Raw genomic sequence first — 21149 nt, 5'->3', positions numbered from 1 at the left:
AAACCAATTTCTTCATTGCATTCTGCTTTTAATTCAATATTTTCGACGCTTATCTGTCTGGTGTAGGCATATAAGCATCATTAGGTGCCAACATGGAAATTAAAGTCAATTATCTCGATAACCTTCGACTCGAAGCTAAATTTGATGACTTTACTGTAATTGCTGACCAACCTATTCGCTACAAAGGCGATGGTTCAGCCCCAGGACCATTCGACTATTTCTTAGCTTCTTCAGCGATGTGTGCCGCTTACTTTGTTAAGGTCTATTGCCTTGCACGTAACATTCCAACCGACAACATTCGCTTATCACAAAATAATATTGTTGATCCAGAAGACCGCTATAAACAAATTTTTAAAATCCAAGTTGAGCTACCAGCCGATATTTCAGAAAAAGACCGCCAAGGAATTTTACGTTCGATTGACCGCTGTACCGTAAAGAAAGTCATTCAAACGGGACCTGATTTTGTCATTGAAGAAGTTGAAAGTATTGATGCAGATGCACAAGCACTCTTAATGCCGAATCTGGCGTCTGAACACTTGACGCATATTACTGGCAAGGACTTACCTTTAGAAGAAACCATTGCCAACATGTCAGCGTTATTGGCTAACTTAGGCATGAAAATTGAAATAGCATCTTGGCGCAATATTGTGCCAAATGTTTGGTCGTTGCATATTCGCGATGCGCATTCGCCAATGTGTTTCTCTAATGGTAAAGGTGCGACCAAAGAAAGTGCTTTAGCTTCAGCTTTGGGCGAGTTTATTGAACGTTTGAACTGTAATTTGTTCTATAACGATCAATTCTGGGGTGAAGACATTGCCAATGCAGAATTTGTACATTATCCAGATGAGAAATGGTTCCAACCTGGGCCAAATGGTGAATTACCGCCAGAGATTCTGGATGAGTATTGCAAAGCGATTTATGACCCTGAAAATGAACTTTTGGGCACGCATTTATATGACACCAACTCAGGCAATATCGAGCGTGGTATTTGTTCATTACCTTACTTGCGTCAGTCTGATGGCGAAGTGGTGTATTTCCCAACCAATTTAATTGAAAACTTATATTTAAGTAATGGTATGAGTGCGGGAAATACCCTTGCCGAAGCACAAGTCCAATGTTTATCCGAGATTTTTGAACGTGCGGTGAAGCGTGAAATCATTGAAGGGGAAATTGCACTTCCAGATGTACCTGCCGATGTACTGGCGCAATATCCAAGTATTATTGAAGGAATTAAAAGCTTAGAAGAGCAAGGTTTCCCAATTCTGGTGAAAGATGCATCATTGGGTGGAAAGTACCCAGTGATGTGTGTCACCTTAATGAATCCGCGTACTGGTGGCGTATTTGCATCGTTTGGTGCTCATCCAAATATGCAAGTGGCGATTGAACGTAGCTTAACCGAGTTAATGCAAGGCCGTAGTTTTGAAGGTTTAAATGATTTACCACGTCCAACCTTTAGTTCACAGGCAGTCACAGAACCGAACAACTTTGTAGAACACTTTATTGATTCGAGTGGCTTGGTGTCTTGGCGTTTCTTTAGTGCAAAATCTGAGTATGACTTTGTAGACTGGGACTTTAGTGCTGAAGGACATGCAAAAAATATCGATGAAGCCAAAATCTTGTTTGATATTCTGAAAGATATGGGCAAAGAAGTCTACATGGCTGTTTATGAGCATTTAGGTGCTACAGCGTGTCGTATTTTAGTGCCTGATTATTCAGAAGTGTATTTGGTTGAAGACTTAATTTGGGACAATACCAATAAGGCACTATGGTTCCGCGAAGACACACTGAATTTACATCGCCTAGATGATGAACAACTGGAAGCCTTGGTTGAACGTCTAGAAGAAAGTGAATTGGATGACTATACCGACATTAAAACCTTAATCGGAATCGAGTTTGATGACAACACGGTTTGGGGTCAGCTCACGATTCTAGAACTCAAACTGATGATTTATTTGGCTTTACAGCAATTTGAAGAAGCGAAAGATCTGGTTGAAACCTTCTTGCAATACAACACCAATACGGTTGAGCGTGGTTTGTTCTATCAATGTTTAAATGTCGTGTTGGAAGTTGAACTTGATGATGAAATGGAACTTGAAGATTATGAAGTCAATTTCCGTCGCATGTTTGGAGATGAACACATGGATGCAGCCGTAGGTTCAGTGGATGGTAGTGTTCGATTCTATGGCTTAACGCCAACTAGTATGAAACTTGAAGGGTTAGATCGTCATCAACGTTTACTTGATAGTTATCAAAAACTACATGCTGCACGTGCCAAATATTCAAAAATTGCTAAAGCGTAATTGTCGATTCAATTGATTTAATTTGATCGCAGTGAACCTCATAATTTTAGTCATACTTCTTGGAAAAGGGGTATGACTTTTTCTTGAGATCATGACTAAAAACTGTCTTATTGAAGCACCAAGATTTGTGTATTAATGACTGACATTTTAAATGTAGAAAATAAAAATATTTGTCTAAAGTTACGTCTTTTTTTCGTCTACTTCCAGTTTGAAACCCACTACTTTCTAAACTATTTGTGCAGTGATTCCAGCTGATGGGATAAACCCTGACTTGAGTGTTTTTTGCTTATCTTCTCGTAAAAACTTATTTTTGTTTAAAAATAGAACAATTGAAAGTTGAATTGTATATTAAAAAAATAGAAGTCAAAATCGTATAATTTAATTCTATTTATATAAATTTGGTGGTTTTTGTTTGATTAAGATTTTGAAAAATATCAAAAAAATAACTTAACTAAATTTTTATTCAAAATTATTCCAAGTTGAATGAGCACGGTAAAATGACTAAATTTTCACTACTATTTTTTAAATAAATGTTCACTATCAATTGTTTCTATTTTATGATTTTGCGATACATTTTGATACAACCTAAAGCGCGATGGAGCGCCAGAAAATTATTTGATGATTATGAATCGGGCGTTTCATAGCCATCAAACAATTGGAGAAACAGCAATGCAACTGGAAAACAAGAATCCTAAAACACGCATCGTGATTGTGGGTGGTGGAGCAGGTGGACTCGAACTTGCGACGCGCTTAGGGAATCGTTTAGGCAAAAAAAATAAAGCTGAAATTATTTTGGTAGATGCAACCTTAACGCATATTTGGAAACCACTTTTACACGAAGTTGCCTCTGGAACGTTAAATTCACATGATGATGAATTGAATTACTTTGCACATGCCAGTAAAAATCATTTTGAGTTCTTTTTGGGGAGAATGATGAATATTGATCGTGCGGAAAAAAAGATTCAACTTGCAGAATTAAGTTCTCATCAAGGAGAGCAACTTGCGCCATGTCGCTCTATTCCCTACGATATTTTGGTTGTTTCAGTAGGATCTACTTCAAATGATTTTAATACTGAAGGTGCTAAAGAGCATTGTGTATGTTTGGATTCTCGTGCACAAGCGGATTATTTACAGAAAGAGTTTTTAAATTTATATCTCCAAGCACAAGCCAATACACTCATCGAAAATGAGCAGCACAATGTGCTGAATATTGCCATCATTGGTGCGGGTGCGACAGGGGTTGAATTAGCGGCGGAATTGCATTTTGCAGCACATCAATTTTGTAAATATGGTTTAGATAGTATTCAACCCGATAATGTGTGTATTACTTTAATTGAGGCGGCAGATCGCGTATTACCTGCACTGAACACGAAAATATCAAGTTTGGCTGAAGCCGAATTAATCGACATGGGAATTCATGTAAGAACCAAGAGTCGAGTACAAAAAATTGATGAAACGCACATTTATTTTGATGATGGAACTCAATTACCTGCTGACTTAAAGGTCTGGTCCGCTGGCATAAAAGCCCCAGATTTTCTTAATAATATTGCTGAATTAGAAACCAATCGGATTAACCAGCTTATTGTTAAATCGACCTTGCAAACCACACGAGATGATTCGATTTTTGCAATGGGAGATTGCGCGAGTTATACACCACAAGGCATGGAACGCCCTTTAGCACCACGTGCACAAGTGGCCAATCAACAGGCAATTTTTTTAGAAAAAGCCTTAGCAGCGTATATCGCAGGTCAACCGCTTCCAGAATTTGTCTTTAAGGATAAAGGCTCTTTAGTGTCTTTAAGTGACCGTAACAGCGTTGGGCATGTCATGGGTAATGTCAATATTGAAGGCTTTGTTGCTCGTTTAATGTATATGTCACTGTATCGATTTCATCAAATCGCATTGCATGGTTTTTTTAAAACCAGCATTCTGATGTTAAAGGATGTGTTATCGAAGTCTTCTAGACCACAATTAAAAATGCATTGATATTTCATAGCAAAATTAAGCCTATTTATATCAATCTGTATTAATAGCCAGCTCAAATTTGATTTGGTCCTAACTCGTTTATTGAGTTAATGATCAAGTTAAATTTGAGCTATTTTATTACACAAATTTACTCCCAATGAATAAATATTGGTCGTGGTTGAGTTAAATAATTTTAATGCTTTATTGCCTCAAGGTTTACATCATAATCTCAAACGTTGATCTCGACTGAATAGCCATCTAGTGAGGCCCTCACTCAAACCGTGTCGTAAAATGCTAAGTGAATGTCGTCTTATGTAAAGTGTCGCTCTATTGAGTGTTGTAGTTTTGATGTGTGATTAGTCACTAAATAAAAATATAGCATGGATAGAAAAATGACGTCGAATAAAGCAATACGATTCTATGGATCGGGTGTTCCTGAAGTAATGCGCTACGAAGATATAGAAGTAGGAAAGCCAGCCGCAGGGCAAGTTCTTCTACGTCATGTGGCAGTAGGGCTAAATTATGCTGACACTTATTTCCGTGACGGTACCTACCAAATTCCACTGCCAAATGGCATGGGTGTGGAGGCTTCTGGTGTGATTGAGGCCGTAGGTGAGGGTGTTACCGACTTTCAAGTGGGCGACCGTGTCACTTATACCGGCTTTTTAAATACTTTGGGTGCTTACAGCACATCACGATTAATTGATGCAAATGTCCTGATCAAACTTCCTGAAGGCATCTCATGTGAAACTGCAGCCGCCATGACCATGCGTGGTTTGACGTCTGCCTATCTCATGCGTCGTATTTATGATTTTAAAAAAGGTGACACGATTTTATTACATGCCGCGGCAGGTGGTGTGGGCTTAATCGTTTCACAGTGGGCGAAGTTGCTGGGTTTAACCGTGATTGGTACCACTTCATCTGACAAAAAAGCAGCAATTGCAAAAGCCTATGGTTGTGACCATGTCATTAACTATAGCCATGAAAATGTAGCGGAGCGTGTGCGCGAATTAACGCATGGCGTCGGTGTCAATGTGGTCTTTGACAGTGTGGGCAAAGACACCTTTATGTCGTCATTAGATTCATTAAAGCGTCGCGGTTTAATGGTATGCGTGGGTACGGCATCAGGGCCGATTCCAGATTTCAATCCAGTGCTGCTTGCCATGAAAGGCTCGCTTTATATCACCCGCCCAGCGTTGGCCGATTACATTGCGGATCCTGCTGAAAAGCAAGCTTTGGCCAATGAGCTGTTTGACCATGTCGCAAGTGGTCGAATCAAAATTGAAATTAATCAACGTTATGAACTTAAAGATGCCGTGCAAGCACATCGTGATTTAGAGGCACGTAAAACAACGGGTTCATCTATTTTCGTTATTTAAGTTTGTTATTAGAAAGGATTTCTTATGCAAATTGAACAATTAAGCTGCAATATTGGCGCAGAGCTCAGCGGCATAAATTTGGCAGATGCGATACACGATCAAGATTTATTTACTGAAATTCGCTCACATCTTCTTAAGCATCGCGTCTTGTTTTTACGAGATCAAAATTTAACTCGTGCGGAACACGTGGCATTTGCAGAACGTTTTGGGCAGTTGGAAGACCATCCTGCGGTAGGGAGTCATCCCGATCATCCAGGTTTGGTGCAAATTTATAAAAGCCCAGATAGTCCAATTGATCGTTATGAAAATGCGTGGCATAGCGATGCCAGTTGGCGTGAAATTCCGCCAATGGGTTGCGTATTGCGTTGTGTCGAAGCGCCACAAGTCGGTGGCGACACCATGTGGACCAATATGGTTTTGGCTTATGAAAACTTACCTGAAGAGATTAAAGCTAAAATTGATGGTTTACGTGCACGGCATAGTATCGAAGCCAGTTTTGGTGCAGCAATGCCAATTGAAAAGCGTTTAGCATTGAAAGTGCAGTTCCCTGATGCCGAACATCCCGTGGTACGTACTCACCCAGAAACAGGCGAAAAAATCCTGTATGTGAATGCATTTACCACTCATTTTACCAACTACCACACCAAAGAGCGCGTTCGTTTTGGGCAAGATGCCAATCCAGGCGCCGCAGATTTACTCCGCTACCTCATTTCACAAGCCTCAATTCCAGAATACCAAGTTCGCTGGCGTTGGAAGCCAAACAGTATTGCCATTTGGGATAACCGCAGCACACAGCATTATGCCGTGATGGATTACCCAGCTTGCCATCGCAAAATGGAACGTGCGGGCATTATTGGCGACCAGACTTACTAAGTTTGAAAACTAAAACATTTAACTAAATTCACAATTTGAACACTATAAAGGGAGATGCACATGCAATTCTTTGACGATTCTTTGCACCCAGAAAACATGGATAAAGTGGTGATTACGGTTGCGCCTTATGGCCCAGAGTGGATGCCAGAAGATTTTCCAGAAGATATTCCTGTCACGATGGACGAGCAAATTCAAAAAGCAGTGGAATGCTATGAGGCGGGTGCAACCGTGCTGCATTTGCATGTACGTGAACTGGATGGCAAAGGCTCAAAGCGTTTGTCTAAGTTCAATGAACTGATTGCAGGGGTGCGTGAAGCGGTGCCTGACATGATTATTCAAGTGGGTGGTTCAATTTCCTTTGCACCTGAAAGTGAAGGTGAAGCTGCGCTTTGGCTCAGTGATGATACCCGTCATATGTTGGCAGAACTGACCCCAAAACCTGATCAGGTGACGGTTGCAGTCAACACCACACAAATGAATATTATGGAACTGTTGTACCCAGAGTATTTAAAAGGTACGTCACTTGAGCATCCTGCGATTCAAGAAGCCTATGCAGAAATGACCGTACCTGCGGGACCTGCATGGTTGAATGAACACTTAAAGCGTCTCACTCAAAATGGCATCCAGCCACACTTTCAGTTAACTGGTATGCACGGCTTAGAAACCTTAGAGCGTATGGTGCGTAAAGGCTTATACATGGGGCCGCTGAACCTGACGTGGATTGGCATTGGTGGTGGTTTTGATGGCCCGAATCCATTTAACTTCTTCAACTTTATTCACCGTGTTCCAGACGGCTGCACCTTAACTTCAGAATCATTACTGAAAAATGTTTTGCCGTTCAACACCATGTCTATGGCCATGGGTTTACATGCTCGTGTCGGTAATGAAGATACGATTATTGATCACCGCGGTGAGCGTTTTGGTTCAGTACAGCAAATTGAACAAACTGTGCGTATTGCCCATGAATTGGGTCGTGAAGTGGCGACTGGCAAAGAAGCGCGTGAGATTTACCGTATTGGTGTGCAGTACAACAGTATTGAAGAAACTTTACTGGCCAATGGTATGGCACCGAACCGTAAAGTGGGGCAAAAAGGTGTTCCGCAACGTATTCATGAAGTGATATCTGACCCAGAGTCATATGCAATGAATCGTAAAGTCGGTTAAGTAGTCACGATTAAAAAAGTAAATAAACATAAGCCGAGTCAAATGGAATGTTGACTCGGACTGAGTCACAAAGATGATTGTGCTGCGGATTAAGCGCAATTTTTATGAAGAATGAGAATTAGAACGTATAAGAAACACACGGAGGTCGTATGGGCGCGCATCAATATGCCAGTTCTACAGATGGTTTAGATACATCGATTGACGTACCACGTAAGTATGCGTGGTTGGTTTTTGCTTTAACTTTTGGCTTGCTCATCTCTGACTATATGTCACGTCAAGTGCTCAATGCGGTTTTTCCTTTAATCAAAAGTGAGTGGGCGCTGAGCGATAGCCAATTGGGTTTACTCAGTGGCATTGTGGCTTTAATGGTGGGCTTATTGACGTTGCCTTTATCTATCTTGGCAGATCGATTTGGCAAAGTGAAAAGCTTAACGCTTATGGCTGTGCTTTGGAGTTTGGCCACTTTAGGTTGTGCTGTTGCGGAAAGCTATGAACACATGTTCATGGCACGTTTTATGGTCGGCGTGGGTGAAGCAGCGTATGGCAGTGTCGGTATTGCTGTCGTGGTTGCGGTTTTCCCACGCGATATGCGTGCCACTTTAGCCAGTGCTTTTATGGCGGGTGGCGTGTTCGGTTCATTTCTAGGCATGGCGCTGGGTGGTGTGATGGCCGAGCAATTCGGTTGGCGCTGGGCATTTGCAGGCATGGCTGTATTTGGGCTGATTCTTGCCTTTTTATATCCAGTCATTGTGAAAGAAACAAAAATTGGCAAGACTTGCCGTCAACTTCGCGCAGAACAAAAATACGATAAATCGACCCATCCATTACGTTCTATTTATTCTAGCCGCTCAGTTATTGCAACTTATATTGGCAGTGGTTTGCAGTTGTTTGTCGGTGGCACGGTGATCGTTTGGTTCCCGAGTTATCTCAACCGTTACTACGGTATGAGCACCGATAAAGCGGGGTTAATTGCAGCCCTTATTGTATTGAGCAGCGCGGTTGGCACCATTCTTTGCGGCATGTTGTGTGACCGCTTAGGCCGAGATCGTCCCGTACGCAAAGTAACTTTAGCCATCGCATTTTGCTTGATTGGCTGTGTGTTGTTATCCATTGCATTTGCAATGCCTGCGGGCAATTCACAGCTATTGATGATCTGCCTTGGGATGTTTATTGCACTAGGTACCAATGGCCCATCGAGTGCCATGGTCGCAAACCTTACACATAACTCTGTCCATAGTACCGCCTTTGCGACATTAACCTTAGCCAACAATTTCCTAGGTCTAGCTTTGGGGCCTTTAGTGGTCGGCAAAGTTTCAGATCTGATTGGACTACATAGTGCGTTTCAACTGATGCCGCTGATGAGCATTGCAGCTGCGGCGGTATTTTTCTACGCAAAAAAACACTATGTCCGCGATGTTGCCCGTTTTAATGCGCAGGCAATACCGATGAATATTCAACACAACCCAGCATTAGATACGGATGATAAGTGATGACTCGTGAAATCAATATTGAAGTTTTTTTTGATTTTATTTGCCCGTGGTGCATGATCGGGAAACGTCAGTTACAGGTTGCAATAGAAAAATTACGATACAGCCATCCCGACGTCGTTGTGAAACTTCAGTGGAAGGGTGTGCAGCTTTTGCCACATATTCCAACAAATGGCGTACCTTTTGAGGCTTTTTATTTAAAAAGATTAGGGAGTATCGCCGCAATTAAAATGCGACAGACTCAAGTTCATCAGGCAGCTAAAGCAGTATCGCTTGATTTTAATTTAGATCGAATACAGCGAATGCCTAATACTGAAAAGGTGCACTCATTTTTCATTAATGTTGCAAAATTTGGAAGTGCTGAGCAGAGCGAAAGATTATTGGAAGGTCTATTCTCAGCCTACTTTCGGAATGCAGAAAATATAGGTGACTCCGCTGTTTTAGACAAAATAGCAAGCTATTGTGGCTATGCTGATAAGACAATTAAAGCTGCATTACATGAGTCATCTATTCCGTTCCTTTCTAAGGATACAGGCGGTAAAGGTGTACCGTACTTTATCTTCAACGCGAGCTACGCGATGGCAGGTGCTCAAACAGCAGAAACATTTTATCAGGCAATGCTTGAAGTACTTATGGATCGAGGGCAAGTGGCATGACCATTCATTTTCAAGTCCCACAGGAAAAAGTCCCTGCTGAAGGTGAGAGAAGCTTTCTTAAAATTGGAGATAAATCCCTCGCACTCTTTAATGTTGCCCATCAATTTTATGCCATTGAAGACAGTTGTCCTCACCAAGGTGCTTCCTTATGCGGTGGTCGGCTAGAAGGAAAAGTCATTCAGTGCTGCGCACATGGCTTGCGTTTTGATTTAGCCACTGGGTATTTACTCAATTCCACGAAACTTCGAGTCATATCTTATCCGATAGAACAAATTGGAGAGCAGATATTTATCCACATCAATGCTGGAGAAACCTATGAATAGTTCGAGTCAAATCAACTTCAGTTCACAAATTGGCTTGCGTCAGCGTGTTGTGGAACTTGCACCCGGTTTTGCAATTAGTTTAGTTGCGGCAACCGCTGCCAGTTTTTTATCGGAACACTATGGTGCGCCTGTGATGCTATTTGCCTTGTTGTTAGGCATGGGCTTAAATTTCTTGGCAACCGATGGTAAGTGCAAAGCGGGTATCGAATTTACTGCAAGAACAGTCATGCGTATTGGTATTGCACTGCTTGGGATGCGGATTACTTTAGCGCAAATGACTGCGTTGGGCTGGCAGCCAATTGTACTTGTCATCACGTTAATTATCATCACGATTTCAGTCTCGATAATCGTGGCGAAGTTAATCGGCTTTCAGAAACTATTTGGTATGTTAACGGGCGGTGCAACAGCGATCTGTGGTGCTTCTGCGGCATTAGCGTTATCAGTTGCTTTACCAAACCATCCGCAAAAAGAAAAAGCCACGTTATTCACAGTAATAGGCGTTTCGGCACTGTCTACCATTGCCATGATTGTTTATCCCATGATTGCACAGTGGTTAGAATTGTCTCCACAGCAAGCGGGCGTATTTTTAGGGGCAACCATTCATGATGTTGCTCAAGTGGTTGGTGCAGGTTATAGCATGTCAACCGAAACGGGTAATACAGCAACGGTAGTCAAACTGATGCGGGTTGCAATGCTTCTCCCTGTTATTGTGTGTGCCGCAATGATTACCCGTATGCAGGGTGTTGAATCTACAGGAAAACGCCCCCCATTATTACCATGGTTTGCAGTCGGTTTTTTAATGCTTGCCTGTATAAATAGTACGGGGGTTATTCCTGCCATGGTTCAAGGTGGTATGAATGAATTATCTCGCTGGTGTTTGGTGATCTCTATTTGCGCTTTAGGTATGAAAACCCAGTTCAAAGAATTAGCCACGGTTGGTATCAAACCCATTCTATTGATGGTCGGTGAAAGTATCTTCCTTGTAGTATTGGTATTAACGCTGATGCATTGGTTGTTTTAGTCCGAATATGCATTTAAGTTTTGCAGCATACGTCGAAGCAACGTACTGCAAAACTTTTGTGCCATTCTAGGATCAAATTATGAACGGGTTTTAAGAATTCAGTATTGAATTATTGATTGCTTTATTGTTCTTGCGCCATGCGGTTGGGGAAATGCCAAATTGACTAATGAACCAACGTGTAAAAGAGCTGGGTACTGAATAACCTAAAATATCAGAAACCTGAGCAAGGGAATAATTTAAATTATTCAAATAACGAATCACCAGTGTACGACGTACATCATTGATTAAAATACTAAAGCTGGTTTGAGCAGCTTCCAATTTGCGTTGTAGTGTACGTACATTGACATCATGTGTTTGCGCTACTTGTTCAATGGTCGCGCGTCCCATAGGTAAAAGTAGGTAGATACTTTTACGGATTTCAAAAACGGTTGAAGACTCGTTTTCGTGTTGCAAGATATCAATATCAAGATAACGCCGTGCATGATCTGCCATGGCGATGTTGGCTTGCGGATTGGTTTTATCGAGTTCGGCTGATGTGCAAACGATGCCATTAAATTCGCTGCCAAATTCTAATAAACAGCCAAATATATGTTGATGGATTGCCAAACTCTGAGGTGCAGCATGCGTAAAATGGATACTCAGAGGACGCCATTTTTGTGACAATAAAGCAGCACAAAAGCGATGGATAATGCCCAAAGCGAGTTCAATGGCTTGACGGCTATAACCTTGCGTGGGGGAGATAACCTCGACACGAATAATGACAGTATTGCCGACTTCTTCAATAAACATTTCCAGCGCGTTGTTAATGAGATTTCGGTATTGCACAATTGTTTTTAAGGCATCTCGTAAAGTCAATTGATAGTTAAGTAACAAACTTAACTCACCAAAATCAGCAATTTGACGCTGTTCCGCCATATGCAACCCAAACGTTTCACATCCACTTTCAGAGGCAGATTGCTCTAAAAGTTGGATCGCTTTGTCCACAGAAATACGCAATTTGGGATCATAGAGTTGAGTCGGATAAAGTCCGACATTAGACAATAAAGGGTAAGGATTGAGGTCTAACTGTTGACTTACAGTTAAATAATTTTTGAGCATGGCAGTATGCGCGAGAGGAACCACAATCTTTTTCCTTTTGTATTTAGCCGTCCTGGCTAGTTTCTAGTTATAACGAAAATATAAGATTTAGCAAAGTATTCAATAGGGCTGAGATCTCAATCGGATATCGCTGGTCTTGCATCCTAGCTTAGACCACATGAGTTCAATTTATAAAATCGTTAACAGTATATTGTCGTCAAATGAAAAGCTGTTGTCGTTAAATGTATATCGGGCAGTTCAGTGAAAATTTATTGTGAGTAAGCAATAAAAATTAATCATTGTCCTGAAAGAGCAAGGAGCTCGGGGTGTATAACGATGGAAAAAATATTCACACAAGCGACAGTTCTAATTATTCCAGGGTTACGTGACCATGTTGCTGAACATTGGCAAACCCTTCTTGAAACACGTTTAGTTAAGGTTCGCTCGGTGCCACCAGCAGAAAGTGACAAATTGAACTGTGCAAATCGAGTACAACGAATTCAGGCTGAATTTGAAAAAATGAGCGGACCTGTAATTGTAGTTGCGCATAGTGCAGGCGTGTTGATGACATTGCATTGGGCAGCTCAGTATTCGCATTTGATTCAAGGTGCATTACTCGTGACGCCACCAGACTTGGCAGCGCAATGGCCAGAAAACTATCCGAGCCCAGAGACATTAAAACAAGAAGGTTGGACACCTTTACCACATCAGAAATTACCTTTCCCAAGTATTGTTGTTGCGAGTAGCAATGATCATTTAGCAAGTTTAGCCGCGGTGAAAACTATGGCAACAGCATGGGGAAGTGAACTCATCGTTGCAGGGGCAGTTGGGCATCTCAATCCCGCCTCGGGTTTTGGCTTCTGGGCGCAGGCGGAAGACTTAATTAAACGACTAGATTTAATTCATGGGCACGTCGCATCTTAATAGCGAATGAAGCCAGCCTCTTGATGTTCGAATCATACGAAGACTTCGCAGTAGGTATATTTCGCTGACGCATTTCGCAGTGTTTTAAGCCAAATTTTGCTTAAGTCACTTCAATAAAAATTCTAAAACAAAAATCCTTCTACGCATCCAATGAAGGGTAAGCGTAGAAATAACTAAATTAAATCATATCGATATGGAGATGATATGGTCAGTCAATTTGTGTCTTTAAACGGACAAAAGCATCATATTTCATTGATGAAAAAAACGGTTCTTTGTTTAAGCCTTGCTTTGGTCATCTCGGAAGTTTCAGCAGCAAGTTTTGATCTAAATGAGGATTGGAAATTTGAAACAAATACAACGCTGAGCCTAGGTGCAAATTGGAGTACACAGAATGCATCAGCGGCGTTAGTTTATAAGCCCGATGCAAATCTTATTGGAAAAACGGGTTCTAGTATTGATGTGAATGGTGATGATGGGCGAGTAAATTTCAGTAGAAATGATGTTATCTCAGAAATAGTCAAAGGGTATACAGAGTTTAAGCTACAAGGTCAGCAATCTGGTGCAGTGCTCAGTACAAAATACTGGTATGACCATGCGTATGAAACGGGTCATGGTGATTTAAAAGCTTTTGATGATTCAGAATGGCCAAGATTGGCAAAATTTAAAGGAATTGACCTTTGGGATGCTTATATTTGGACGACTTTTGAGGCAGATGATGGTCAAAAATTAAAGCTAAATTTAGGCAAACATACGTTAAATTGGGGGAAATCACAGTTCTTTTTTAATGGTTTAAATTCTGTAAGTGCATTTGATTATGCCGCCATGACGCGACCGGGGGGAGATCCCAAAGAAAGAATGATTCCAGTCGAAATGTTTTCTTTTCAAGCTGATTTGAACAAGAATCTAAAACTCGATGGATTTTATCAGTTTAAATTTAGACCTACTGTGGTGGATGGCTGTGGAACTTTCTTTGCAATTTCAGATTTTGTTCCAGAACATTGTGGCCCGATTATTATAACAGTGATGCCCGGGGATAAATTATCTGAAACAGCTTTAGAGGCTCGAACTGTAATACCTCGTTCGGACAGTCAATATGCAAAAGATCAAGGGCAATATGGTTTTTCACTCAAGCAAACTTTAACCAGTCTAAATAATGCGGAATTGGGCTTCTATTTTGCAAACTTTCACAGCCGAAATGCAAACTTTGATGGTACGGCTGTAACAGCATCTGGGCCTGCTCATTTTGACACAGCTCAGTTTTTCTCAATTTATCCTGAAAATATCAAAATGTATGGGCTAAGTTTTGCGGGGAAATTCGGGACAACCTCAGTCTTTAGTGAGCTCACCCACAAGCCTAATCAACCTTTACAACTCAATGGTACAGATATTGTTTATGCCCAAGTCCTAGATAAAAATACGCCACTGACAGATGTAGGAACTTCTGCTGAATTTGGACAATATTTGCAAGGTTATGTACGTGCACCTGTAACACAATTTTCAGTCGGTATTGCCGATAGTTCTGCAAATATTTTAGGCGCGAATTCATTTAATTGGGCCGCGGAACTTGCGCTGAACCATATCGCGGATATTGGTAATCATCGTTTTGGGCGCGTAGGGGCTTTTGGTCGTAGTAAGTTGTCATCTGGCGCTTATGACCCTGTAACGGGGGAGCATAAATGCACACCTTATGGTACTGCACACCTTTCCAATGCAGAAATTGATTCTTTAAACGCAAAGTTTTGTAATACTGAAGGTTTTTTTACGGAGTGGTCTTCTGGGTATAGGATACGTGGGGCACTTCAATACAAAGATATTTTCCCAGCTACCGTTATTATTCCAAGTTTAATTTTTCGTCATGATGTGACTGGTTTTAGCCAAAATTTTCAAGAAGGACAAATGAGTTTGGCTGTGGCTGTTTCAGCAACGTATCAGCAAAAATATAATGTCGAACTTGCTTATGTAAACTTTTTTGGTTCGAATGACTTTAGTACTGTTGATGATCGAGATTTTGCATCAATAGCATTTAAAGTTAATTTTTAAGTACAGGTGGTGGTTTTGTTACATCAACCCAATTCCTAAAGATTTATTGAGCAATTCGGGGGTGTACCCAATAAAAACATCAGCAAAGTAGAAAGTAAACCTATTCCAGCAAAGCTATTTTAATGTTGTTAGATAGTCAAATTTTTATAGCATTTTACGTGTGGTCACAGGGTTTATGTAGAGCCTATTAAATTATGGGGAGCCACAAGATGAGTTCAAGGCATTTTTAAAGTTAAATGATTGAAATTCATATACACCTGACAATTTAAATAAATTTAAAGAATGAGGTCATTTTTATCTCGTAAGCAGTCGCCATTTATAGCGTACTGAGCGAAAAATCATTTCTTACTGCTATCACCCTGAATTAGCAGAGTAAAGCGTCATCATAGTTTCAATTGATGTTTAGATTTTATTGCTGTGCATTCTCTTGTAAGAATGCACAGTAGATTAGATTTTTATCAAGGTTGTATCGCTGTAAAGACTTGGAAGTGCTTACAGTCAAGCGATAAGAACAATGTCAGTGAGTCACCCATTGCACAGTCTTTTGCATGGTCTCTTTCAGCTCGGTTGGGGGAATTTTCCATTGTTGATTTAGCCGATTGAATACGCCCAGATCAAGCTGCTCAGTTCTGATAAAATTTAGCATTTCTGGGGACATATCTAGTTTTTTTGCCAACCATTGCCACTTTAAAATCCATTTTAGAAAAGAAATAGAAATAAAATGGCGTGGAGGATTAATTTGTAAGGACCGGGCAATGATCTGTACTAAAGTTTGAAGAGATATTTGCTGAGGATTTGCAACTAGAATTTCTTGTTTCAGGGCTTGAGCGTCTTCGCTTGCATGTACCATAGCATTCACCAACATTGTGATTGATACTAAAGGTAGAGAATGCTGTGCTGTCCCTGGAAGGGCAGTCATTTTCTTCTGTTGAAGTTGCTGAATGAGAGCAGTAATGGGTTGATTAGGTGGAATTTCACCTGTTATTTCATCTCCAATTACAGTTGCTGGGTGGATGACTGTCCATGGTATATTGAATAAGTTTGCTTGTTTAATCCAGTTAAAATGCCCTTCAATTTTTGAAGCTTCATAAGCGCCTAATGCGTCATAAATTTTTGGCCAGTCAGTTTTTTCGATATGTTCTCGGAATATGCCAGCTGCTTGTAAATGCTGATCAAGCGTCAACATAAAGCCTGACAAGTGTATGGCACGTTGCAAATGACAATGCTTGTTTACGCTATGAAGCAGATTGGTTAATCCATCGACATTGACGGCTTTAGCCTGCTGCATAGACAAATGCCATTTGAATAATGCGCTTGTATTGTATAGGTAATTCACCTCTTTCAATGTTTTCCAATTTTCAGGCGATAACCCTAAATTGGGTAGAGTAATATCACCCTGAAAAAAACTCAGCTGTTGATGGTCGATGTTTTGCTGTGTTAGCCAACGACGCAATTGAGGTTCCTGTTCATCAATATTGCGGCATAAAGCAAACACTGTTGCATTATCTCGAAGTAGTTGGGCAACAAGGAACTTGCCAATGAATCCAGTTGCACCGACCACAAGCGCAGTTTGAGAGGTTGTAAGCATAAAATTAGACTCGATGAATTGTTATTGCTTACGCTAAACTATGGAGTACACTCTATGGTCAAGAGTTTTTAAAAATATAAAAGGAACCGAGATATGCTAATCGGAGAGTTATCACAGCAGATTAATCTAAGTCGCGATACTATTCGTTATTATGAAAAGATGGCATTGATTCAGCCTTTGGTGCGCAACAATGGCTATAAGGATTACCCTGAACAGACTTTACAACAATTAAAACTGATCCAGATGGCTAAAAATCTAGGCTTCACACTGACTGAAATAAAACAAATGATTGATATTGCGGGTGAGCATGAGATTCCCGCTGTGCAATTTCAGCTAATTTTGCGAGAAAAATTAGCAGTGATTCAAGAGAAAATAGGGCAATTGCAACATATGCAAAACATGCTTGAAAATTTGCTGGGGGGTGAACCTTGTCCTTTGAGAAAAGGATGTGAAGTCAATGGAATTGAGTAGTCCTTCAAAATGCTTGATTTGAAATAGTCCTTTAATATGGGCTTTATGTATTACTAGCTTTAAATGTATTCATTCAGCCTTAATCCAACAAAGAACTTAAAAAATAATAAGTTACAGATTTTGACTAACGGTGTCGAATCTTAATCGATAAAGCTATTTTATCTAACGGAAAAGGGCTTTGTTCCGCAAAGATTTAAACATTAAAGTTACCCCAAGTGACACAGATTCAAGGTAAAACTTGGGTATGTGGTTGGCCTAATTCTGTAAATTTATTTGGATTGCCACACGTGTATGTACTTCATTCCTCTGGCTTTGAAAACGTCTTACGTTGAGCCTGCCGCCCAATAATTTAATGTAATACATCTTTTTTTGACTAAGTTTCGGTAGTGATAGCCCGACCATTTTTTCCAGATACCCAACCTAAATGCTTTGCAGTATTAAATAATTGATTGCGTTCAATAGCACTTACGCTGGAATCTTTATGAAAAAGGGTTTGGTGCATTGCACAACATCATCGACTTTCATTAGCAAATTTGCCATGAGAAACACATTTGTTGACTCAAGATGAGACAGAGTGCGCATACACAATAATGGTAATGTAATTAATAGTAATTATCATTTACATTTTGGTTTGATCGGTATATCTTACGCATCACACTATTTTTACTTAATAGATAGAAGTGATAACGATGAAATCAATTACGGATAAGATCGCTTTACAACATTTAATTAATTCATATCTACAAGAAACAGGAAATGGACATTTGATTCCTGTGGCCGAGCAATCACAACATTTACGTGAGCAGAGTCGGGGCAAGGTTTTGGTATGTATTCCTTTGGATAGCATTGCTGGATATGTTTATGCACCATTGGAGTATATGAGTAAAGTAGGGCGGCATCGGTTGGCTGAGTTACCATGGGTTGAGCAAGATGGTGAAATTTTAAGCATTAGTGCTGTAAATTTGGCTGCCAATTTATTAGAAAATCTAACCCTAAAAGAAAATGAAAAGGCGTTAGATATCTCATCTTTATTGGAGTGCTGGATTCAAAGCCGTCGAGCATTACAACAGTTTTTAACTCATCGAAAAGATCAAATGGATGAAGTCATTGCGCCGAAGCAAAACTTTGTTCAAAGTGAGCAGGCACTTGTTCTTGGGCATAGTATGCATCCTTCACCAAAGAGTCGTCAGGGTTTTGTACAAGATGATTGGAAGCGTTATTCACCAGAAACTCAGACCGCTTTCAAAATGCATTTTTTATATGTGCATCCAGATTATGTCATTCATGATAATGCGCATAATTTATCGATTCCAAGTCAATTAAAACAAGATTTAGCGCCATACTTTAATACTTATCATCATGAAAAAATGGCGCAGTATCCTGATTATGCTTTGCTGCCGTTACATCCGTGGCAGGCAAGATATTTAAAAGACAAAGACTGGTATCAGCAGTTGTTACATGAGGGAGCATTGATTGATTTTGGTGCTTTGGGTTGGGATGTTAAGGCGACGACATCAGTGCGAACTTTATATAGTGAGCAAGCACCTTGGATGTTTAAGGCTTCAATGACTGTTGCGGTGACCAATTCGATTCGTGTGAATCTCTATAAAGAGTGCCATCGTGGTTTATTGAGCTACCAATTATGGAATGATGCCTGTCTGTCAGATTTTAGACAACGTAATCCACGATTACAGACCATCAGTGATCCCGCTTGGATTGCACTCAAAGTGAATGGTCAAGTTCTGGATGAAACCATCTGTATTCTACGGGAAAATCCGTTTAAGCAAAGTGATGATGTCACTTGTATTGCGTCATTGTGCCAAGATCATCCTTTTGAAGCTAAAAATCGTTTTAGTCAAATTTTTGCTGAAGTTTCAAAGCAGACTGGACTGAGTCAGACAGATGTGGCTTTGCAGTGGTTCGAGCGCTTTTTAGAAATTACAATTTTACCTCTTATGGAGTTGTACCATGAGTTTGGTATGGCATTTGAAGCTCATCAGCAAAATACACTGATTGAACTTGAAGATGGAATGCCAAAAAATGTTTGGTTTAGAGACAATCAAGGTTTTTATTATATTCAAGAATTAGCCAACGAAATTTTGGCACGTTTTCCGACCTTGGCGACAGATGGTCAGGCAGTTTGCCCGCAGGCTTTAGTGGATGAACGTTTCCGATATTACTTTATTGGAAATACTTTATTTGGTTTGATTAATGCAATTGGCATAACAGGTGTGGTTCAAGAACAGCAACTGATTGAAAAATTACAATCTTATTTGATTCAAGCATATCAAAAATATCCTGAAAGTCAATTGTTAAAGACCGTTTTACATCAAACGACATTCCCTTATAAGGGCAATTTAATGACGCGTTTGTATGAATTGGACGAACTACAAGCCGATATTTCTCAACAGTCGATTTATGTCAATTTAAAAAACCCACTGTATGTTGCGCAAACTGTAGTGGAGGCTGAACATGCTTGATTTTATCGGTATTGGTTTAGGACCATTTAATTTAAGTTTGGCTGCATTGCTCAATCAACATGCTTCACTCAAATATCAATTTGTGGATAAGCGGCATGAGTTTGATTGGCATGCAGGCATACAGTTGCCGAATGCGATGATGCAAGTTCCCTTTATGGCGGACTTGGTCAGTTTGGTCGAACCAACCAGCCCCTATAGTTTTCTGAATTATTTAAAAGCACATCAGCGTTTATATAAGTTTTATTTTCGGGAAAACATGTACATTCCGCGGCAAGAATACAATCACTATTGCCAGTGGGTGGTCAAACAATTACGTAATTTACAATTTGGAAGCCGCGTAACAGACATTGCACCTATTTCAGGTGGTTTTCAGGTAATTACTGAGTATAAAGGTCGTCTGTCGGTTCAACAAACCCAAAAGTTGGTCTTAGGTACAGGCACTATACCTAAGTTACCGCAACCGCTACAGCAGGTGGCTGAGCAGACACAGCAGTGTATACATTCATCAAATTATATCGATCAGTGCAAGGATCATTTATCAGGAAATGTAGTCCTGATTGGTTCAGGTCAGTCTGCCGCTGAGATATTCATAGATTTATTTGATCAGCAAATACATCCTGAAACGGGTCAATCACAATTTCATTTATATTGGCTGACGCGTTCGGCTGGGTTTTTCCCGATGGAAAATACGCCACTCGGTTTGGAAAGTTTTAGCCCAGACTATATGTCTTATTTTTATCACTTGCCTAAAAAACTCAAAGATACTTTACCTGTGACACAGGCAAATTTATATAAAGGCATTAGTGCTAAAACCATTCGTGATATTTATGAGCGCTTATATCAGCGTAGCATTGGAGATACAGAGATACATGTCACGATTGCAGGACATCATCAGCTCGAAAATGCAGAAATAATCAATGAAAAAAATATTCAACTGAAATTTTTCCAAACCCAGAAACAGCAAGTTTTAAACCTTCAGGCCAGCATGGTGATTGCAGCAACGGGTTATCAATATCCTTCGTTAGACTTTTTAACTAAGTTAAGTCGTGATATTCCCCTAGATGGACAAAATCATTGGGAGATCAATGAACATCATCAACTGAACTATCAAGGTGAGGGCAAAATTTATATTCAGAATACTGATTTGCGACATCATGGTGTGGGTACACCTGACCTCGGATTAGGGGCTTTTCGTTCTGCAAAAATTGCCAATCAGATTTTGGGCGAGTCCTATTTCAACATCGAAGGGCGACAAAGTTTTCAGGATTTTCACTACCCAGAATCTGATCGTCCATTTGCGAAGAGTGCGATATCCAAAACTCATGCTCGTACTGATGTGATGTCATCGCAGATTTCAAGAAAAGCTGCGGATCACTATCCTGAATATTTGATGAAGTAGGG

Annotated in this window: 16 protein-coding genes and 1 pseudogene; 14 read left to right on the top strand and 3 right to left on the bottom strand. The window is 40.3% G+C overall.

The window, feature by feature from the left end; translation table 11 throughout:
- The first annotated feature begins 92 nt into the window (after window positions 1-92).
- The 9 genes from E0H87_RS01215 to E0H87_RS01175 all read left to right on the top strand — a co-directional run bounded on the left by E0H87_RS01215 (window position 93) and on the right by E0H87_RS01175 (window position 11168).
- A complete protein-coding gene (locus E0H87_RS01215; RefSeq protein WP_131321648.1) occupies window positions 93-2300 on the top strand; it encodes an OsmC domain/YcaO domain-containing protein in 2208 nt (735 codons plus the stop codon).
- Window positions 2301-2969: 669 nt separating this feature from the next.
- Window positions 2970-4286 (top strand): NAD(P)/FAD-dependent oxidoreductase, encoded by a 1317-nt coding sequence (locus E0H87_RS01210; RefSeq protein ID WP_131321646.1) that lies wholly within the window; start codon window positions 2970-2972, stop codon window positions 4284-4286.
- 371 nt (window positions 4287-4657) lie between these two features.
- Window positions 4658-5644 (top strand): quinone oxidoreductase family protein, encoded by a 987-nt coding sequence (locus E0H87_RS01205; RefSeq protein WP_131321644.1) that lies wholly within the window; start codon window positions 4658-4660, stop codon window positions 5642-5644.
- A gap of 24 nt (window positions 5645-5668) precedes the next feature.
- The gene (locus E0H87_RS01200; RefSeq protein WP_131321642.1) at window positions 5669-6517 is read left to right on the top strand and encodes a TauD/TfdA dioxygenase family protein; all 849 of its coding nucleotides are present in this window, start codon (window positions 5669-5671) and stop codon (window positions 6515-6517) included.
- A gap of 60 nt (window positions 6518-6577) precedes the next feature.
- Window positions 6578-7681 carry a 3-keto-5-aminohexanoate cleavage protein gene (locus tag E0H87_RS01195; protein ID WP_131321640.1) on the top strand — a complete coding sequence of 368 codons (1104 nt, stop codon included), beginning with the start codon at window positions 6578-6580 and terminating at the stop codon, window positions 7679-7681.
- 149 nt (window positions 7682-7830) lie between these two features.
- The gene (locus E0H87_RS01190; protein WP_131321638.1) at window positions 7831-9171 is read left to right on the top strand and encodes an MFS transporter; all 1341 of its coding nucleotides are present in this window, start codon (window positions 7831-7833) and stop codon (window positions 9169-9171) included.
- Window positions 9171-9824, top strand: a complete 654-nt coding sequence (locus E0H87_RS01185) for a DsbA family oxidoreductase (RefSeq protein ID WP_131321636.1) — start codon at window positions 9171-9173, stop codon at window positions 9822-9824. The genes E0H87_RS01190 and E0H87_RS01185 overlap by 1 nt, the downstream gene beginning before the upstream one ends.
- Entirely contained in the window at window positions 9821-10147 is a 327-nt protein-coding gene (locus E0H87_RS01180) for a Rieske (2Fe-2S) protein (RefSeq protein WP_131321634.1), read from the top strand. Before E0H87_RS01185 ends, E0H87_RS01180 begins: the two co-directional genes overlap by 4 nt.
- On the top strand, window positions 10140-11168 hold the full coding sequence (locus E0H87_RS01175) for a YeiH family protein (protein WP_131321632.1): 1029 nt from the start codon (window positions 10140-10142) through the stop codon (window positions 11166-11168). Before E0H87_RS01180 ends, E0H87_RS01175 begins: the two co-directional genes overlap by 8 nt.
- A gap of 90 nt (window positions 11169-11258) precedes the next feature.
- On the opposite strand, the gene E0H87_RS01170 is transcribed toward E0H87_RS01175, so the two are convergent.
- Window positions 11259-12290, bottom strand: a complete 1032-nt coding sequence (locus E0H87_RS01170; protein ID WP_131321630.1) for an AraC family transcriptional regulator — start codon at window positions 12288-12290, stop codon at window positions 11259-11261.
- A gap of 291 nt (window positions 12291-12581) precedes the next feature.
- Here E0H87_RS01170 and E0H87_RS01165 point away from each other — a divergent pair, with 291 nt between their 5' ends.
- Together E0H87_RS01165 and E0H87_RS01160 are read left to right on the top strand one after the other, a co-directional pair.
- Window positions 12582-13169, top strand: a complete 588-nt coding sequence (locus tag E0H87_RS01165) for an RBBP9/YdeN family alpha/beta hydrolase (RefSeq protein WP_131321628.1) — start codon at window positions 12582-12584, stop codon at window positions 13167-13169.
- A 204-nt stretch (window positions 13170-13373) separates the two neighbouring features.
- A complete protein-coding gene (locus E0H87_RS01160; RefSeq protein WP_131321626.1) occupies window positions 13374-15209 on the top strand; it encodes a DUF1302 domain-containing protein in 1836 nt (611 codons plus the stop codon).
- 517 nt (window positions 15210-15726) lie between these two features.
- Here E0H87_RS01160 and E0H87_RS01155 read toward each other — a convergent pair.
- Window positions 15727-16797 carry an SDR family oxidoreductase gene (locus tag E0H87_RS01155; protein ID WP_131321624.1) on the bottom strand — a complete coding sequence of 357 codons (1071 nt, stop codon included), beginning with the start codon at window positions 16795-16797 and terminating at the stop codon, window positions 15727-15729.
- A gap of 93 nt (window positions 16798-16890) precedes the next feature.
- Here E0H87_RS01155 and E0H87_RS01150 point away from each other — a divergent pair, with 93 nt between their 5' ends.
- Window positions 16891-17268: a MerR family transcriptional regulator gene (locus E0H87_RS01150; RefSeq protein WP_131321622.1), complete on the top strand. Its 378-nt coding sequence runs from the start codon at window positions 16891-16893 to the stop codon at window positions 17266-17268.
- A 226-nt stretch (window positions 17269-17494) separates the two neighbouring features.
- On the opposite strand, the pseudogene E0H87_RS16135 reads toward E0H87_RS01150, so the two are convergent.
- Window positions 17495-17728 (bottom strand): annotated as a pseudogene (locus tag E0H87_RS16135) (IS5/IS1182 family transposase); the annotation flags it as partial.
- A gap of 229 nt (window positions 17729-17957) precedes the next feature.
- Between E0H87_RS16135 and E0H87_RS01145 the strand changes: the two are divergent.
- The gene (locus E0H87_RS01145; protein ID WP_131321620.1) at window positions 17958-19748 is read left to right on the top strand and encodes an IucA/IucC family protein; all 1791 of its coding nucleotides are present in this window, start codon (window positions 17958-17960) and stop codon (window positions 19746-19748) included.
- Complete coding sequence (locus E0H87_RS01140) at window positions 19741-21147, top strand: lysine N(6)-hydroxylase/L-ornithine N(5)-oxygenase family protein (RefSeq protein ID WP_131321618.1); 1407 nt, start codon at window positions 19741-19743, stop codon at window positions 21145-21147. The genes E0H87_RS01145 and E0H87_RS01140 overlap by 8 nt, the downstream gene beginning before the upstream one ends.
- The last annotated feature ends 2 nt before the right edge of the window (window positions 21148-21149 follow it).

Origin of the sequence: Acinetobacter sp. ANC 4178 (genome assembly GCF_004331175.1) — a bacterium.
Taxonomy (GTDB): Bacteria; Pseudomonadota; Gammaproteobacteria; order Pseudomonadales; family Moraxellaceae; genus Acinetobacter.
Note: the sequence above shows the minus strand (reverse complement) of the source record. Positions and strands in the feature narration are given on the sequence as shown.

Bases quoted from the DNA above. Each gene is read 5' to 3' on its own strand.
- E0H87_RS01215 (WP_131321648.1), top strand. From the start codon at position 93: ATGGAAATTAAAGTCAATTATCTCGATAACCTTCGACTCGAAGCTAAA.
- E0H87_RS01210 (WP_131321646.1), top strand. From the start codon at position 2,970: ATGCAACTGGAAAACAAGAATCCTAAAACACGCATCGTGATTGTGGGT.
- E0H87_RS01205 (WP_131321644.1), top strand. From the start codon at position 4,658: ATGACGTCGAATAAAGCAATACGATTCTATGGATCGGGTGTTCCTGAA.
- E0H87_RS01200 (WP_131321642.1), top strand. From the start codon at position 5,669: ATGCAAATTGAACAATTAAGCTGCAATATTGGCGCAGAGCTCAGCGGC.
- E0H87_RS01195 (WP_131321640.1), top strand. From the start codon at position 6,578: ATGCAATTCTTTGACGATTCTTTGCACCCAGAAAACATGGATAAAGTG.
- E0H87_RS01190 (WP_131321638.1), top strand. From the start codon at position 7,831: ATGGGCGCGCATCAATATGCCAGTTCTACAGATGGTTTAGATACATCG.
- E0H87_RS01185 (WP_131321636.1), top strand. From the start codon at position 9,171: ATGACTCGTGAAATCAATATTGAAGTTTTTTTTGATTTTATTTGCCCG.
- E0H87_RS01180 (WP_131321634.1), top strand. From the start codon at position 9,821: ATGACCATTCATTTTCAAGTCCCACAGGAAAAAGTCCCTGCTGAAGGT.
- E0H87_RS01175 (WP_131321632.1), top strand. From the start codon at position 10,140: ATGAATAGTTCGAGTCAAATCAACTTCAGTTCACAAATTGGCTTGCGT.
- E0H87_RS01165 (WP_131321628.1), top strand. From the start codon at position 12,582: ATGGAAAAAATATTCACACAAGCGACAGTTCTAATTATTCCAGGGTTA.
- E0H87_RS01160 (WP_131321626.1), top strand. From the start codon at position 13,374: ATGGTCAGTCAATTTGTGTCTTTAAACGGACAAAAGCATCATATTTCA.
- E0H87_RS01155 (WP_131321624.1), bottom strand. From the start codon at position 16,797: ATGCTTACAACCTCTCAAACTGCGCTTGTGGTCGGTGCAACTGGATTC.
- E0H87_RS01150 (WP_131321622.1), top strand. From the start codon at position 16,891: ATGCTAATCGGAGAGTTATCACAGCAGATTAATCTAAGTCGCGATACT.
- E0H87_RS01145 (WP_131321620.1), top strand. From the start codon at position 17,958: ATGAAATCAATTACGGATAAGATCGCTTTACAACATTTAATTAATTCA.
- E0H87_RS01140 (WP_131321618.1), top strand. From the start codon at position 19,741: ATGCTTGATTTTATCGGTATTGGTTTAGGACCATTTAATTTAAGTTTG.